The following is a 15,375-nucleotide window of genomic DNA, read 5'->3' on the forward strand; positions in this document are numbered from 1 at the left end:
CCGGGCATCCGACCGCATCCGCTGAGGCCGGCTCCTCAGCGCGCCATGCGGGCGAGGCCCGCGACCGCGGTCTCCAGCACCTCGAACCGCTTGCAGAAGGCGAAGCGGACGAGCGAGCGGTAGGGAGCGGCGTCCTCGGGGCGGCAGAACGCCGACACGGGCACCGCCACCACTCCCGCGAGATCCGGGAGCGCCCGGCAGAGCGCGACCCCGTCGTCGTAGCCGAGCGGTGCCGCGTCCGCGACGACGAAGTAGCCGCCCGAGGAGGGCGCGACGCCGAAGCCCGCAGCAGCCAGGCCCGCCGACAGCAGGTCCTTCTTGGCCGCAAGAGTCTGCGCCGCGCCGGTGAAGAAGGCGTCCGGGAGCCCGAGCCCGAGGGCGACGGCCCCCTGGAACGGCGAGCCGCTGACGTAGGTGAGGAACTGCTTCACGGCGAGGACGGCCGTGATCAGCTCGCGCGGGCCCGTGACCCAGCCGATCTTCCAGCCCGTGGTGCTGAAGGTCTTGCCCGCCGAGGAGACGGAGAGCGTCCGCTCGAAGGCTCCGGGAAGGGAGGCCAGCGGGACGTGCGGGGTGTCGAAGCGCAGGTGCTCGTAGACCTCGTCCGTCAGGATCACGGCGTCGTGCCGCTCGGCGAGCCGCACGATCAGCTCGCGGGTCTCGGCCGGGAGGACGGCACCGGTCGGGTTGTGCGGGTCGTTCACCAGGATGACGCGCGTGCGGTCGCTCACTGCGGCGGTCAGCTCGTCGTGGTCGACCGCGAAGGAGGGGCCGCGCAGGAGCACGGTGCGATGCACCCCTCCGGCGAGGGCGATCAGGGCTCCGTAGGCGTCGTAGTGGGGCGTGAAGGTGACGACCTCGTCGCCCGGCTCGAGGAGGGCCAGCAGAGCCGCGGCCAGGGCCTCGGTGGCGCCCGTGGTGACGAGGACCTCGCCGTCGGGGTCGAGAGAGATCCCGGAGAAGCGCAGCCGGTGCGCGGCGATCGCCTCGCGCAGGACGGGGAAGCCGGGACCCGGCGGGTACTGGTTGAGCCCGGACGCGATGGCGTCGCGCGCGGCGTCGAGGATCTCGCGCGGGCCGTCCTCGTCCGGGAAGCCCTGGCCGAGGTTCACCGCTCCGGTGCGCAGGGCGAGCGCGCTCATCTCGCTGAAGACGGTGGCGGCGACCTCGCCACAGGGGCCGAGGAGGCCGGCGCCCGCCGCGGCGCGCGACCAGGATCCGGGAATGCTCACGTGCCCAGTGTGCCCGCTCGAGCAGTCCGGCCGGTTTCATTTCCCGCTCGCAGGCCCGTCATAAGAAACCCCCAGGTACGATCGCCAAGCTATCCCCGCTTGGAAGGAGCAGCACCCATGACCGAGAGTCACGAGGGTCCTCGTCAGCCGGAGGAACCCACCACGCCGACGGAGTCCGGCGCCCGAGAGGCGACCGAGCGCACCCCCGGCGAGAGCTCCGGAGAGTCGTCCTCGACCACCGGGCCCACCGAGCCGATCCACCGGGGCGGAGCGCACCGCGAGAGCGAGAACCCGACCGTCCGCTACCCCTCCTCCTCGGCCACCCAGCCGCCGTACACGCCGAACGCGACGGCCGGCAACGAGGCGCAGCCCGTCTCCCAGCCGGCCCGCTACGGGCAGTACGCGCCGCCCGCGGCGAACACCCTGCACGGCTCCGAGGAGCCGCCCTCCTCGAGCCCCTTCGGCCCGGGCGCCGAGTACACCCCCGCCCCCACCGCCACGAAGCGCCGAGCCGGAGTGGGCGTCGTCGCGGCGCTCGCCATCGGCGCGGTCGTGGGCGGAGTCGCGGGAGCGGGCGTGTTCGGCCTCTGGTCCGCCTCCAACGGCGGCGGGACCCGCGTGGTCTCCGCCGGCGGCTCGCAGACGATCACGGTCAACAACGCCGAGGACGCCACGACCGCCACCGCGGTCGCCGCCAAGGCCACTCCGAGCGTCGTCACCATCGCGGTGAGCGGCAGCTCGTCCGCCGGCACCGGCTCCGGCATCGTGCTCTCGAAGGACGGCTACGTCCTGACCAACACCCACGTGGTCACCCTCGACGGCGAGATCGCGAACGGCACCGTCTCGGTCACGACCAGCGACGGCCGGATCTTCGACGCGACCGTCGTCGGCACCGACCCGACCCTCGACCTCGCCGTCATCAAGCTGACCGGCGCGACCGACCTCAGCCCGATGACGTTCGCGGACTCCACCAAGATCAACGTCGGCGACACGGCGGTCGCCATCGGCGCCCCGCTCGGCCTCTCCGGAACCGTGACCGACGGCATCGTCAGCGCGCTCAACCGCAGCATCCAGGTCGCCTCCTCGGCGGCTCCGGACGACTCGGGCGACAGCTCGAGCGGCGGCACCGAGAGCCCGTTCAACTTCGACATCCCGGGCCAGCAGGCGCCGACCCAGGCGAAGAGCACCATCTCGCTGCCCGTCATCCAGACCGACGCGGCGATCAACCCGGGCAACTCCGGCGGCGCGCTGCTCGACAGCGACGGCGAGCTGATCGGCGTGAACGTCGCGATCGCGAGCGCCGGCCAGTCCTCCTCGAGCGGCCAGTCCGGCAACATCGGAGTCGGATTCGCGATCCCCAGCGCGATCGCCGAGCGCATCGCGAAGGAGATCATCGCGAACGGCTCCGCCTCGCACGGCCTGCTCGGCGCGAGCGTCTCCGACTCGACCGCGGACGTCCTCGGCGCCCGCATCGAGGAGGTCTCCGGAGGCGGTGCCGCGCAGGCGGCCGGTCTCGCCAAGGGCGACATCATCACCGCGATCGACAGCACTCCGATCACGAGCGCGTCCGACCTCACCGCGCAGGTCCGCGCGCAGGCCGCGAACGCCGCGGTCGAGCTGACCTACGTCCGCAACGGCCAGAGCTACCAGGCGAAGGCGACGCTCGGCCAGATGGCCGCCGGCTGACCCTCCGCCGCCGCGCACAGCCCCTCGAGGATCCGTCCCCGGGGGGCTTTTCCGCGTCCGGGCCCGGCCCGGGGCGCGGTGCTCCCCGCTGGTAGGGTGGTGGATCCCTGCGCCCGCGCTCCTCCCGCACGAACTGGACCCATGCAGCACGAGATCCCGGAAGACGACCTCTCCGACCTGCCCGGCGTCTCCTACGTCATGCCCGTCCTCAACGAGGTCGCCCACGTGCGCGCCGCGGTCGACTCGCTGCTGCATCAGGACTACACCGGCCCCTTCGACGTCGTCCTCGCCGTCGCCCCGAGCATCGACGGCACGGAGCAGCTCGTCGCCGAGCTGAGCGCGGCCGACCCGCGGATCCGCGTCGTGCCGAACGAGGTCGGCTCCACTCCTGCGGGCCTCAACGCCGCGATCCGCGCCTCGCGCCACCCGGTCGTCGTCCGGGTCGACGCGCACTCCGTCCTGCCGCCCGAGTACGCGCGCACGGCGGTCGAGGCGCTGCAGCGCTCCGGAGCGGCGAACGTCGGCGGAGTGATGGCGGCGGAGGGCCTCACCCCGTTCCAGCGCGCGGTCGCCCGGGCGTACGGCTCCCGCATCGGCCTGGGCGGCACGCCCCACCACGTGGGAGGCGAGGAGGGCCCGGCCGACACGGTGTACCTCGGCGTCTTCCGCCGCTCCGCCCTCGAGCGCGCCGGCCTGTTCGACGAGCGCTTCAAGCGCGGGCAGGACTGGGAGCTGAACCGGCGGCTGCGCGAGCGCGGCGAGGTCGTCTGGTTCACTCCGCGCCTCACCGTCACCTACCGGCCGCGGCCCTCGATGCGCGCGCTGCTCCGGCAGTTCCTCTCGACCGGGATGTGGCGCGGCGAGCTCACCCGGATGTTCCCGGCCTCGCGGTCGCTGCGCTACTTCGCTCCGCCCGTGCTCGTCGCGATGCTCGCGATCGGGCTGCTCGTCGGGCTGGCGGGAGTCGTCCAGGCGCTCGTCGGAGCCGCGCCCTGGCTCCTGCTGGGGTTCGCGGTGCCCGCCGCCTACCTCCTCCTGGTGGCGGCGGCCACTCTCGTGGTCGCGCGGCCGGACGGCGCGCGTGCGATGCTGTGGTTCGCCGTGGTCATCCCGGCGGTCCACGTGGCCTGGGGGACCGGCTTCGTGCTCGGCTTCGCCGGGCTGACCAGCAACATCTCCGCCCACCGCCACCAGCCGCGGTCCGACTCGCCGAGGGGCGCATGACCACGACGACGAGACCCCGCTCCATCGCCGAGCTGCGCGCCGTCGCGCAGCCCCCGGAGGTGCGCGGGCGCCGCAACGCCGAGCACTGGACGGCGTCGCTCTACCTGCGCCGCTTCTCGCCCTACCTGACCTGGCTGCTGCTGAAGACCTCGATCTCGGCGAACGGCGTCACCGGGCTGATGATCCTGGTCGGCTGGAGCGCGGCGGCAGCCCTCCTGATCCCGGGGATCGCCGGAGCGGCGCTGGCGCTGCTCCTCGGCCAGCTGCAGATGCTGGTGGACTGCTGCGACGGCGAGGTCGCGCGCTGGCGCCGCACGTCCTCGCCGGCGGGCGTGTTCCTCGACAAGGTCGGGCACTACACGACCGAGGCGCTGATCCCGATCGCGCTCGGGCTGCGAGCGGCGGGCGTCCCGTTCGAGGCGCCGGCGGACTTCCTCTGGACCACGATCGGCTTCGCCCTGGCCCTGGTGATCGTCCTCAACAAGGCGCTCAACGACATGGTGCACGTGGCGCGCGCGAACGCCGGTCTCACGAAGCTGGCCGACACGAAGGGTGAGGCTGTGCCGTCCTCGTCCGGGCTGGCGGGGCTTCGCCGCGCGGCCCGCTTCCTGCCCTTCCACCGCCTCTACCACTCCGTCGAGCTGACGATGCTGGCCTTCGCGACCGCCCTCGTGGGCCTCGTCGTCGGAGCGGGCACGGCCGACCGGGTCCTCGTCGGGGCGCTGCTGCCGCTCGCCCTCCTCGCCCTGGTCGGCCACTTCGTCGCGATCATGGCGTCCAAGCGTGTCCGCTCCTGAGCCGAGGGTCGGCGTCGTCGTCCTGACGCAGGGGACCCGGCCCGACGACCTCGCCGCGGGGCTGGCCGGCGTCCTCGCGCAGGAGGGCGTCGAGCTGGACGTCGTCTGCGTCGGCAACGGCTGGGAGCCCGACGGCCTGCCCGAGGGAGTGCGCGCCCTGGCGCTGCCCGAGAACCTCGGCATCCCCGCGGGCCGGAACGCCGGAGTCGACGCCGTCGCGGGGGAGTACCTCTTCTTCCTCGACGACGACGCCCGGATCCCGTCTCCCCGCTTCCTCGTCGACGCGATCGCGCTGCTCGCCTCGAACCGCCGCATCGGCCTGGTGCAGCCCCGCGTCGACAGCACGGACGGCACGCCGAGCCCGCGGCGCTGGATCCCGCGGATCCTCAAGGGCGACCCCCGCCGCTCCGGCCCCGTCTTCTCGGTCTGGGAGGGAGCGGTCGTGCTGCGGCGCGACGTGTTCGCCCGGACGGGCGGCTGGGCGGGTCCGTTCTTCTACGCCCACGAGGGCATCGAGCTGGCCTGGCGGGTCTGGGACACGGGCCGCACCGCCTGGTACGCGGGAGAGCTCGTCGCCCAGCACCCGGTCATCCAGCCGACCCGGCACGCCGACTACTACCGGCTGAACGCGCGCAACCGCGTCTGGCTCGCCCGCCGCAACCTCGCCGCACCTCTGGCGCTCGTCTACGTGGGGTCCTGGACCGCGATCCAGTGCCTCCGCTGGCGGCGCGACCCGGCCGCCCTGCGCGCCTGGTTCGCCGGCTGGCGGGAGGGATGGCGCTCGGATCCGGGCGGTCGGCGCGTCCTCTCGGCCCGCACGGTGCTCCGGATGGCGTTCGCCGGGCGTCCGCCGATCGTCTAGCATCGGGGAATCCGCCCCCGCCGGGGCCCCCGAAAGGACGACGGTGTTCGATTCGACCCAGCTCTCCCCGCCCGAGCGCGCCGAGGCGGAGGCGACCCCTGCCGGACCGGACCTCCTGACGGCGGTCCGCGAGCGCCTCGGCGCCGTCGACGACGAGTTCTCCGGCCGCCTCGACGAGCACCTCCCGCGCCTGGTCGATCTGCTCGCCACGGTGTACGCCGGCCGCGACGACCTAGAGGACCAGCTGGTCGCGATCGTCGAGCTCGCCGCCGCCTCCTGGGAGGAGCGGCCCGAGGAGCTCCGCGCGCTCGACCGCGCCCGCGAGCAGCACCCGACCTGGTTCCTCTCGAACAAGGCTCTGGGCGGGGTCTGCTACGTCGACCGCTACGCGGGCGACCTCGAGGGGCTGCGCGCCGAGATCCCGTACCTCCGCGAGATCGGCCTGAACTACCTGCACCTGATGCCGCTCTTCGATGCGCCCGAGGGCGAGTCGGACGGGGGCTACGCGGTCTCGAGCTACCGGCGCGTGCGACCGGACCTCGGCGACATGGAGCAGCTCCGCGGGCTGGCCTCCGAGCTGCGCGAGCAGGGCATCGCACTCGTGGTCGACTTCGTCTTCAACCACACCTCGAACGAGCACGAGTGGGCGCAGCGCGCGCTCGCCGGCGAGCAGCGCTTCGAGGACTACTACTGGATCTACCCGGACCGGGAGCAGCCCGACGCCTTCGAGCGCACGACGCGCGAGATCTTCCCGGACGACCATCCCGGCTCCTTCGTTCAGCTGGAGGACGGGCGCTGGGTCTGGGCCACGTTCCACCGCTACCAGTGGGACCTCAACTACTCCAACCCCGAGGTGTTCCGGGCGATGGCGGGAGAGATGCTCTTCCTCGCCAATCAGGGCGTCGACGCCCTGCGGATGGACGCGGTCGCGTTCATCTGGAAGGAGCTCGGCACCACCTGCGAGTCGCAGCCGCAGGCGCACCTGCTGCTGCGCGCGTTCAACGAGGTCTGCCGCCTGGCCGCTCCGGCGCTGCTGTTCAAGTCCGAGGCGATCGTGCACCCCGACGAGGTGATCGAGTACATCGACGTCGAGGAGTGCCAGCTCTCGTACAACCCGCTGCAGATGGCGCTCACCTGGGAGGCGCTCGCCACCCGCGACGTCCGTCTCCTCTCGCAGGCCCTCGAGCGCCGGCACGCCCTCCCCGAGGGCACGGCCTGGGTCAACTACGTGCGCGGGCACGACGACATCGGCTGGACCTTCGCCGACGAGGACGCCGCCGAGCTCGGGATCGACGCGGCCGGCCACCGCCGCTTCCTCAACGACTTCTACACGGACCGGTTCGACGGCACCTTCGCCCGCGGAGTGCCGTTCCAGGAGAACCCGCGCACCGGCGACCGCCGCGTCTCGGGCACCACCGCGTCCCTCGCCGGAGTGGAGGCGGGCGACGCCTACGGGATCGACCGCGTGCTGCTCGCGCACTCGATCGCCCTGAGCACCGGCGGGCTGCCGCTGCTCTACCTCGGCGACGAGGTCGGCCAGCTCAACGACCACGGCTACCTCGACGACCCGACGACGGCCGGCGACTCGCGCTGGGTGAACCGGCCCCGCCGCCCCGCGGAGCGCTACGACGAGCGCGAGGTCCCGGGGACGGCCGCGAGCGAGGTCTTCGGCGGGCTGCTGCACCTCATCGCCGTGCGCAAGGCCGTGCCGATGTTCGCGGGCACCGAGCTGAGCGTCTTCGACCCGGTCAACGACCACGTGCTCGGCTACCAGCGCCCCGGCGACGGGGAGTCGGTGCTCGTGCTCGCGAACGTGTCGGACGAGGTCCAGGAGGTCGCGGCCGAGCGGTTCGGCGGGTTCGCCGCGGAGGCGGTCGACCTGGTCACCGAGATCGCGGTCGACCTGCGCGAGGGCTTCCGTCTCGCGCCGCTGCAGTTCGTCTGGCTGAGGGTGACCCCGGCCTGATCGGACCGCGCGAGGCCCTCGGCGCGGGGGCCGTCGCCGGTACCCTGGGGCGGATGACTCCCGCTCCCCGCGCCCTCCTCGCCCGCCTCCGCACCGACGCGCGACTCGCGCGCAAGGTGGGCGGCGAGCTTCTCGCGGCCCGCCGGGCCCGCCACGCGGTGACCCGGCTGCTCGCGGAGCGCGGGCCGCTGCCCGAGGGCCGGTTCGAGATCGGCGTCTACTTCGCCGACGGCGACATCAACCTGTACCAGCTGCGGCAGTGGTACCGGCCGCTGGCCGAGCTGGCGGAGACGCACCCGGTCGTGCTGCTCAGCCGCAACGCCGGCGCCGCGGAGGTGCTGCTGCGCGAGAGCCCGGTCCCCGTCGCCTACGTCCGCTCCGTCGCCGACCTCGAGAGCACCATCGCGAGCCAGCCGCTGCGGATCGTGCTCTACGTCAACCAGAACGCCCGCAACTTCCAGATGATGCGCTACGGGCGCCGCTGGCACGTCTTCGTCAATCACGGCGAGAGCGACAAGATGTACATGACGACGAACCAGTTCAAGGCGTACGACTACAGCATGATCGCCGGGGACGCCGCCCTCGCCCGGCTGCGCCGCGTGCTCTGGGACTACGACTTCGACAGGCGCGCCCTCGCCATCGGCCGTCCTCAGGCGGACCACTTCGCCGGCGCCGTGCCGTTCACGCCCGACGAGCGTCGCGTGGTGCTCTACGCGCCGACCTGGGAGGGCGACCGCCCCGCCGCGGGCTACGGCTCGATCCGGAGCCACGGCACGGCCCTCGTGCGCGGGCTCCTGGCCGACCCGCGATTCCGGCTCGTCTACCGCCCACATCCCCGCAGCGGCGCGGTCGACTCCGACTACGCCGCGGCCGACCGGGCGATCGTCGCGATGATCGCCGCCGCCAACGCCGCCGATCCGCGAGCCGGTCACGTGCACGACACCGGTGCCGAGCTCGGCTGGCAGCTCGCCGCCGCCGACCTCGCGATCCTCGACGTGTCGGCGATGGTCTACGACCGGCTGGCCACGGGGCGCCCGCTGCTGGTCACCCGGCCCGTCAGCGCCGAGGCCGAGGTCGACGAGAGCGGCTACCTCGGCGACGCGGAGTGGCTGCACGCCGAGGACGCCTCCGCGATCATCGCGCGGATCGACAGCGCCGAGCACGATCCGGAGTCGGTCGAGCGGCTGGAGCGCTGGGTGCACCGCTACTTCGGCGACACGTCGCCCGGAGCGGCCACGCGGCGCTTCCACGAGGCGATCGAGCACCTGCTCACCGAGTGGGAGCGGCACGCCGCTCTGCACCGGGGCGACGGCGCGGTCGACGACCACGATCCGGAGGGCTGAGCGGGCGGGAGCACCGCTCGAACGGCCGCGTCAAGGGTGGGCCGGTCGCCGGGCGGCCTCCCGGCGCCCCGCTACGCTCGTCCCATGATGACCCCGCGCGCCTTCGCCCGCTCCCGCCGGGGCCGCTCGGCACCCGCCAAGCCCGCGGTCGAGCCGGACATCGCGGTCTCCGCCGACCCGGAGAAGCCGGTCTTCACGATCCGCTCCTTCCGCATCGGCCTGTTCGGCGGGCTCGGCGTGCTGGTGGCGCTCGTCCTGGGCGGCCTCGTCGTGCAGCTGGGCACGGTGCTGACCTACATCTTCGTGGCGCTGTTCTTCGCGCTCGGCCTCGATCCGCTGGTCTCCTGGCTCGAGAGCAAGCGCCTGCCGAGGCCGCTCGCGATCACAGCGGTATTCGCCGCGGTGGTGCTGATCTTCGCCGGCCTGCTGGTCTACATCATCCCGATCCTGGTCGAGCAGCTGACGATTTTCGTCACGAGCGCCCCGCAGATCGTCACCGACATCGCCTCGCAGCAGTGGGTGCTCGACCTCGAGCAGCAGCTGCGCGGCGTGATCGACATCGACGAGCTGATCGAGAGCGTCCAGAGCTTCATCGGCAACCCCAACAACCTGCTCTCGCTCGGCGGCGGACTGATCGCGGTCGGGACCGGGATCGCCAGCGGCGTGACCGGCGCCGTCATCGTGCTGATCCTGACGCTGTACTTCCTCGCGTCGCTGCGCTCGATGAAGGCCGTCGCCTACCGCTTCGCCCCCGCCTCGCACCGCGCGAAGGCGCACGAGGTCGGCGACGAGATCACCGGCGCCGTGGGCCGCTACGTGGTCGGCCAGGTCTCGCTCGCCGGCGTGAACGGCGTGCTCACGTTCATCCTGCTGCTCTCGATCGGCGCCCCGGTGCCGGCGCTGCTGGCCTGCGTCGCGTTCCTCGGCTCCCTGATCCCGCTGGTCGGCACTCTCTCGGGTGCCGTGATCATCTCGCTCGCCTGCCTCCTGGCCTCGCCGCTGACCGCGCTGGTCGCCGCGATCTACTACCTCGTCTACATGCAGGTCGAGGCGTACCTCCTCAGCCCCCGCATCATGAACAAGGCCGTCTCGGTCCCCGGTGCGGTCGTCGTGATCGCGGCGGTCGCGGGCGGCACCATCGCGGGCGTGCTCGGCGCCCTGGTCGCGATCCCGGTCGCGGCCTCGGTGATCATCGTCGTGCAGAAGGTCGTCTTCCCCCGTCAGGACGCCAAGTAGCGGACCGCACCGCGACGGCCGGTCCGCTCAGCGCCAGGGCGGCACCGCGCCGTCGACCGCGGCGCTGAAGCGGCGGACCGACTCCGGGACCGCGACGCCCTCCTCCGCCGGCACCGGCGCGAGCGTGCGGGTGACCAGGGGCACGACGCCCGCCCAGACCCCGGCCTCCGGCTCGTCGCCCGCTCCGTGCGCGCGCACCTTCAGGCTCGCCTCGGCCAGGGGGAGGCGCAGCACCAGCGTGGCCGCGATCTCGCGGGCGGTGCTCGCTCGCACCTCCTCGTCGCGCCCCGGCAGGAGGCGTGCCACCAGCAGATCGAGGGCCCGCGCCTTCTCCTCGCCCTCCAGCACCTCGGCCCGGCCGATCACCATCGCCGAGCGGTAGTTCATCGAGCTGTCGAAGGTGGAGCGGGCGACGACCAGTCCGTCGACCAGCGTGACGGAAGCGGTGAGGAGCGAGTGCCGCGCCGCCTCCCGCAGCAGTCCTCCGCCGCTCGACCCGTGCAGCAGGAGGGAGTCGCCGTCGCGGGCGAAGAGGATCGGCAGCACGATCGCGGCGCCGTCCCGCACGACGGCGACGTGGGCGACGAGCGCCTCGTCGAGCAGGGCGTGCAGCTCGGCGGGATCGGTGCGCTGGCGGTCGCGGAGACGGGAGACGCGGGTGCGGTCGGTGACGGGGAGGCTGTCCATGTCGGAATCGTCCCGCGCCGACTGGATCTGCCAGGATGCCACTGGGCCGCGATCGGAGTGGTCCAGAGCGGAGCGGTCGATGGCGTCGGGCGATCTGGAGATCCCGCTCCTCCTCGGGCCGTCGCCGCGCGGCTCGGTCCGCGCCGGGCTCGCCGAGGCGCTGCGCCAGGCGGTGCTGGACGGGCGCTACCGGGCGGGCGATCCGATCCCGTCGAGCCGCGTGCTCGCCGAGCGGCTCGGCGTCTCGCGGGGCTCCGTCGTCGCCGCGGTGGACCAGCTGGTGGGGGAGGGCTACCTCGTCGCCCACCCGCGCGCGGCGGTGACGGTCGCCTCCGACGGACTGCTGGCGCCGGCGCCGGAGGAGCCGCGGCCGGAGTCCGGGGAGACCGTCGTCCCGCCCGCCGCGGCGGACCTGCGGCCCGGCAGGCCGGACACCCGCGCCCTCGACACCCCGGAGTGGCGGGCCGCCTGGCGCCTGGCGCTCGCCTCGCCGCCCTCGGCGCCTCCTCGGGGTTCCGGGGACCCGGCCCTGCGGGAGCAGATCGCCGAGCAGCTGCGCCGGTCCCGCGGCGTCGACGTGCAGGTGTCGGACGTAGTGGTGACCAGCGGCACCGCGGGCGCCGTCGCGCTCCTGGCCCGCGCAGCCTCGGCCTCGCTCGGACGCGAGGTGCGCGTGGCCGTCGAGGACCCCGGCTACCCGGCCGTCCGGCGCCGCCTGCGCGCCGACGGGCACGAGGTCGTCGGCGTCCCGGTGCGCGGCGACGGCATCGACCTCGACGCTCTCGCGAGCTCCGGCGCGGACGTGGTCGTCGTCACTCCGTCGCACCAGTACCCGACCGGCGGCAGGCTCGCCCTCGCCGAGCGCCTGGAGCTGGTGCGCCGCGCGTCGGCCGGCCCCCTGCTCGTGGTGGAGGACGACTACGACAGCGAGTTCCGCTACGTCGGCGCCCCGCTGCCCGCGCTCGCCTCGCTCGACTCCGGCGGCGGAGTCGCCCATGTCGGGTCGTTCTCGAAGACCGTCTCGCCGTGGCTCCGCATCGCCTACCTGGCCGTTCCGCGGGCGTCCTGGCTCCGCGGGGCGCTGACCGGCCTCGACGACGAGAAGGACGCCTCCGCCTCGGGTCCGACGCAGGCGGCGCTCGCGCAGTTCATGGCGAGCGGGGCGTTCCGGAGGCATCTCACGCGCTCGAGACGGCGCTACGCCCACCGCCGCGAGCTGGTCCACGCCTTCGGGGAGTCGGTGCCGTGGGGGCGCGCGAGCGGACTCGACGGGGGTCTGCACGTCGTCCTCTCCCTGCCCGCGCCTCTGGACGCGCACGCCGTCGCGGCCGCGCTGCTCCGGGAGGGACTGCTCGTCGCCACTCTGCACGAGTACGCCCTGTCGGGACGGGCTGCGACCGAGGCGCTGGTCCTCGGCTACGGCCATGTCGGCGACCTCGAGCTCGCTGCGGCGCTGGACCTCGTCGACCGGACCGTCCGCGCGCTCGCCGCCGGGGCCGTCCGTGGTATCCCTGGAGGATGACCCGCGACTCCGCCCTGCACATCACCGACGATCCCGACGCCGACGCGCTGCTCAGCCGCGACCCGCTGGCCCTGCTGATCGGGATGCTCCTCGACCAGCAGGTCGCGATGGAGACGGCCTTCTCCGGGCCCCGCAAGATCGAGGAGCGCCTCGAGGCGGAGGGCGCCTCGTTCGACGCCGCGTCGATCGCGGGCTTCGACGAGGACGCGTTCTCGGAGCTCTGCCGGACTCCGCCCGCGATCCACCGCTACCCGGCGAGCATGGCGGGGCGCGTGCAGGTCCTCTGCCGCGCTCTGGTCGACGACTGGGACGGCGACGCCGCGGCCGTCTGGACGCGGGACGAGCCCGACGGCCGCACGGTCCTCGCGCGTCTGAAGGCGCTGCCCGGCTTCGGCGAGCAGAAGGCGCGGATCTTCCTCGCCCTGCTCGGCAAGCAGCGCGGATTCCCGGGGGAGGGCTGGCGCTCGGCCGCGGGCGCCTACGGAGAGGAGGGCGCCTTCCGCTCGGTCGCCGACATCGTCTCTCCGGAGTCGCTGACGAAGGTCCGCGCCACCAAGCAGGCCGCGAAGGCCGCCGCCAAGGCGGAGAAGTAGGGCCGGGGGCGGCGGCCGGATGGATCGAGCGCTCGACGACGGTCCCGGTCGCCGTCTCCGCAGTCGCAGGCCGAGCAGCCCGACCCGATGATCCCCGCCGCCACCGCCCGGCTGCGCTTCCGCGAGATGACCGCCGAGGACCTCCCCGACATGGCGGATCTGCTCGGCGACCCGGTCGTGATGCGGTACTACCCCGCGCCGAAGGACCGCGAGCAGGCAGCCGCCTGGATCGAGTGGAACCGGCGCAACTACCGCGAGCACGGCTTCGGGCTGTGGATCGTCGAGACCCTCGACGGCGAGTTCGTCGGCGACTGCGGGTTGACCTGGCAGCGCGTCGACGGCGGGATCGAGCTCGAGGTCGGCTACCACGTGCGGGCCGGGCTGCACGGCCGCGGCTACGCCACCGAGGCGGCTGCGGCCTGCCGCGACCTCGCGCTCGCCCACCGCCTCGCGGGACGACTCGTGGCGCTCGTGCACCCGGCCAACGCCGCCTCGAGGCGCGTCGCCGAGAAGACCGGCCTCCGTGTGATCGCCGAGGACCGCGACGGCGGCGGACTCCTCCGCACCGTGCTCGGGATGCCGCTCGTCGGGCCCGGGCGCCGGCCTCGGGAACGCTGACCGAACGCCTCCGACGGCTCCGGACCACCGCGCGCGGAGCAGGCCCTGGGCTGGAGCAGATCCTGAGCTAGATCCGGTCCTCCAGCGCCGCGATCAGCGCCGCGCGGTCCTCGCGGAGGATCGAGGCCCCGCCCCCCGGCACGGTCCGCACCTCGACGCCGCGGCCGGCGAGGACGCCGCCCAGCGAGCCGTGGCCCAGCGGGTCCTCCGGCATCACGGCGAGCGTCGCCACGGGGAACGTCTCGGGGGCCTCGGCCGCACCCCGTGCCGTCAGCCCGACGGCGGAGTCCTGCTCCCAGAGCGCGTGGGCCGACACGTCGAGCTCGATCTGCACGTCCGTCCAGATCGGGTGGCGGTGGCGGAGGGAGTCGGCGTCGCCCTTCTCGACGTGCGCGACCGAGCCGCCGCGGTGGAGCGCGCTCGTCAGTCCCCGGGCGTCCGAGAACGCGGGGTCGAGCAGGACGAGCCGGTCGGCGCCGTACTCGGGGGCGAGCCGGGCGGCGACGACGGCGCCGAGGCCGTGGCCGATGACGAGGTCGGGGGTCTGCAGCACCGAGGCGCGGACGTCCGACGCCCAGCGCTCCGGCGAGTACACGGGCGATGCCGGCGAGCCGCCGTGACCGGCGAGATCGGGGGCCACCACGCGGTAGCCGTGCTCGTGCAGCGTCGGGACCAGGGCGTACCAGATCCGGGAGTCGGAGCCGAGGCCGTGGAGGAGGAGCGCCGTCCGCTCGCCCGTTCCGCCGTAGTCGCGGACGAACAGCGCCAGCGGCTCGGCCGGCGCGGCGGCCAGCGCCTTCCGCTCGGCGCGGGTCGGCTCGAGCACGAGGGTGTTGCCGAACGCCTGCGGTGCCGGCCCGAACGCATCGCGCGCGCTGTGGATCACCTTGCGGCCGAGCATCGCGTTGCCGACGCCGCCCAGTGCCGCTCCGATCCCGAACGGCATCGCCCGGCCGACCAGGCCCGCGCCCTGCTGGGCGAGGAAGTGCTTGGCGAAGGACTTCTTCGCGCGGTCCGCCAGCTCGCCCACGAGGAAGGACGGCAGGCCCTTCGTGACCACGGAGCCCCAGTACTGGTTGAGGCCGCTGCCCCCGCCGACGGCCTGCCCGGCCACCTGGCGCACCATCTCGCTGCCGGAGGAGCCCATCATCAAAGTGAGCACGAGGGCCCGCGCGCGGTCCGGGTCCTCGAGCGGGATCCCGTGCACCTCCGTCACCGACTGCGCGAAGAGCGCGCTCGCCTCCAGGAACCCCGCCGCTCCCGCGCCGGAGAGGGCCACCGAGGCGGCCGTGCCGATGCCGGGGACGACGGCGGTCGCCCCGATCGCCGCGCCTCCCGCGGCCACGCTCGAGAGGTACTGCCGCTCGAGCGACGTGATGATCTGCTCCGGAGTCGCCCCGGGACGCCGGCGCCGCAGCAGGCGGATGTTCGCCAGCACGGCCGGGCGCTGCACCGCGAGGAGCCGGTCGAGCAGCTTCGCCAGCTGCGCGTTCTCGGAGCCGTCGGCCTGCTCCACCTCGCCGGCCCTCTCCACGGCGCGCTCGCGCTTGCGGTCCTTCTGGGCCATGTCGTGCACTCCTGCGTCCTCGGGCGCCGCGTGCGGGAGGGG

13 protein-coding genes are annotated in these 15,375 nt (G+C 73.9%); 10 read left to right on the plus strand and 3 right to left on the minus strand.

Annotated elements, in window-relative coordinates:
* Positions 1 to 35 precede the first annotated feature (35 nt).
* Positions 36 to 1,232: an aminotransferase class I/II-fold pyridoxal phosphate-dependent enzyme gene (locus tag C5B95_RS06095; protein WP_104233187.1), complete on the minus strand. Its 1,197-nt coding sequence runs from the start codon at positions 1,230 to 1,232 to the stop codon at positions 36 to 38.
* A 117-nt stretch (positions 1,233 to 1,349) separates the two neighbouring features.
* Between C5B95_RS06095 and C5B95_RS06100 the strand changes: the two genes are divergently transcribed.
* The 7 genes from C5B95_RS06100 to C5B95_RS06130 all read left to right on the plus strand — a co-directional run bounded on the left by C5B95_RS06100 (position 1,350) and on the right by C5B95_RS06130 (position 10,346).
* The gene (locus C5B95_RS06100; RefSeq protein ID WP_104348708.1) at positions 1,350 to 2,918 is read left to right on the plus strand and encodes a S1C family serine protease; all 1,569 of its coding nucleotides are present in this window, start codon (positions 1,350 to 1,352) and stop codon (positions 2,916 to 2,918) included.
* A 141-nt stretch (positions 2,919 to 3,059) separates the two neighbouring features.
* Complete coding sequence (locus tag C5B95_RS06105; RefSeq protein WP_181068005.1) at positions 3,060 to 4,142, plus strand: glycosyltransferase family 2 protein; 1,083 nt, start codon at positions 3,060 to 3,062, stop codon at positions 4,140 to 4,142.
* Complete coding sequence (locus C5B95_RS06110; RefSeq protein ID WP_104223579.1) at positions 4,139 to 4,939, plus strand: CDP-alcohol phosphatidyltransferase family protein; 801 nt, start codon at positions 4,139 to 4,141, stop codon at positions 4,937 to 4,939. The genes C5B95_RS06105 and C5B95_RS06110 overlap by 4 nt, the downstream gene beginning before the upstream one ends.
* The gene (locus C5B95_RS06115; protein WP_104308142.1) at positions 4,926 to 5,801 is read left to right on the plus strand and encodes a glycosyltransferase family 2 protein; all 876 of its coding nucleotides are present in this window, start codon (positions 4,926 to 4,928) and stop codon (positions 5,799 to 5,801) included. The genes C5B95_RS06110 and C5B95_RS06115 overlap by 14 nt, the downstream gene beginning before the upstream one ends.
* Positions 5,802 to 5,916: 115 nt before the next feature.
* Complete coding sequence (locus tag C5B95_RS06120; RefSeq protein WP_104328584.1) at positions 5,917 to 7,767, plus strand: amylosucrase; 1,851 nt, start codon at positions 5,917 to 5,919, stop codon at positions 7,765 to 7,767.
* Between the two features lie 53 nt (positions 7,768 to 7,820).
* Positions 7,821 to 9,110: a hypothetical protein gene (locus tag C5B95_RS06125; RefSeq protein WP_258059840.1), complete on the plus strand. Its 1,290-nt coding sequence runs from the start codon at positions 7,821 to 7,823 to the stop codon at positions 9,108 to 9,110.
* An 84-nt stretch (positions 9,111 to 9,194) separates the two neighbouring features.
* Positions 9,195 to 10,346, plus strand: coding sequence for an AI-2E family transporter (locus C5B95_RS06130; RefSeq protein WP_258059841.1), 1,152 nt, complete (start codon positions 9,195 to 9,197; stop codon positions 10,344 to 10,346).
* A gap of 27 nt (positions 10,347 to 10,373) precedes the next feature.
* Here C5B95_RS06130 and C5B95_RS06135 read toward each other — a convergent pair whose 3' ends face one another.
* On the minus strand, positions 10,374 to 11,033 hold the full coding sequence (locus tag C5B95_RS06135) for a pyridoxamine 5'-phosphate oxidase family protein (RefSeq protein WP_104233190.1): 660 nt from the start codon (positions 11,031 to 11,033) through the stop codon (positions 10,374 to 10,376).
* Between the two features lie 79 nt (positions 11,034 to 11,112).
* On the opposite strand from C5B95_RS06135, the gene C5B95_RS06140 reads away from it, so the two are divergent.
* From C5B95_RS06140 to C5B95_RS06150, 3 genes are all read left to right on the plus strand, one after another.
* Positions 11,113 to 12,555, plus strand: a complete 1,443-nt coding sequence (locus C5B95_RS06140) for a PLP-dependent aminotransferase family protein (RefSeq protein ID WP_181068006.1) — start codon at positions 11,113 to 11,115, stop codon at positions 12,553 to 12,555.
* Positions 12,552 to 13,148 carry an HhH-GPD-type base excision DNA repair protein gene (locus C5B95_RS06145; RefSeq protein WP_104292007.1) on the plus strand — a complete coding sequence of 199 codons (597 nt, stop codon included), beginning with the start codon at positions 12,552 to 12,554 and terminating at the stop codon, positions 13,146 to 13,148. Before C5B95_RS06140 ends, C5B95_RS06145 begins: the two co-directional genes overlap by 4 nt.
* A gap of 87 nt (positions 13,149 to 13,235) precedes the next feature.
* Positions 13,236 to 13,766 carry a GNAT family N-acetyltransferase gene (locus C5B95_RS06150; RefSeq protein ID WP_104348710.1) on the plus strand — a complete coding sequence of 177 codons (531 nt, stop codon included), beginning with the start codon at positions 13,236 to 13,238 and terminating at the stop codon, positions 13,764 to 13,766.
* Between the two features lie 67 nt (positions 13,767 to 13,833).
* Here C5B95_RS06150 and C5B95_RS06155 read toward each other — a convergent pair whose 3' ends face one another.
* A complete protein-coding gene (locus tag C5B95_RS06155; RefSeq protein ID WP_104348711.1) occupies positions 13,834 to 15,333 on the minus strand; it encodes an alpha/beta fold hydrolase in 1,500 nt (499 codons plus the stop codon).
* Between the last annotated feature and the right edge of the window lie 42 nt (positions 15,334 to 15,375).

The organism is Rathayibacter sp. AY1A7, assembly GCF_002930845.1.
Lineage (GTDB): Bacteria > Actinomycetota > Actinomycetes > Actinomycetales > Microbacteriaceae > Rathayibacter.

What these genes read in the sequence shown, in the direction of transcription:
- C5B95_RS06100 (WP_104348708.1), top strand. Translation starts at nt 1,350, where the DNA reads ATGACCGAGAGTCACGAGGGTCCTCGTCAGCCGGAGGAACCCACCACG.
- C5B95_RS06105 (WP_181068005.1), top strand. Translation starts at nt 3,060, where the DNA reads ATGCAGCACGAGATCCCGGAAGACGACCTCTCCGACCTGCCCGGCGTC.
- C5B95_RS06110 (WP_104223579.1), top strand. Translation starts at nt 4,139, where the DNA reads ATGACCACGACGACGAGACCCCGCTCCATCGCCGAGCTGCGCGCCGTC.
- C5B95_RS06125 (WP_258059840.1), top strand. Translation starts at nt 7,821, where the DNA reads ATGACTCCCGCTCCCCGCGCCCTCCTCGCCCGCCTCCGCACCGACGCG.
- C5B95_RS06130 (WP_258059841.1), top strand. Translation starts at nt 9,195, where the DNA reads ATGATGACCCCGCGCGCCTTCGCCCGCTCCCGCCGGGGCCGCTCGGCA.
- C5B95_RS06135 (WP_104233190.1), bottom strand. Translation starts at nt 11,033, where the DNA reads ATGGACAGCCTCCCCGTCACCGACCGCACCCGCGTCTCCCGTCTCCGC.
- C5B95_RS06140 (WP_181068006.1), top strand. Translation starts at nt 11,113, where the DNA reads ATGGCGTCGGGCGATCTGGAGATCCCGCTCCTCCTCGGGCCGTCGCCG.
- C5B95_RS06145 (WP_104292007.1), top strand. Translation starts at nt 12,552, where the DNA reads ATGACCCGCGACTCCGCCCTGCACATCACCGACGATCCCGACGCCGAC.
- C5B95_RS06150 (WP_104348710.1), top strand. Translation starts at nt 13,236, where the DNA reads ATGATCCCCGCCGCCACCGCCCGGCTGCGCTTCCGCGAGATGACCGCC.
- C5B95_RS06155 (WP_104348711.1), bottom strand. Translation starts at nt 15,333, where the DNA reads ATGGCCCAGAAGGACCGCAAGCGCGAGCGCGCCGTGGAGAGGGCCGGC.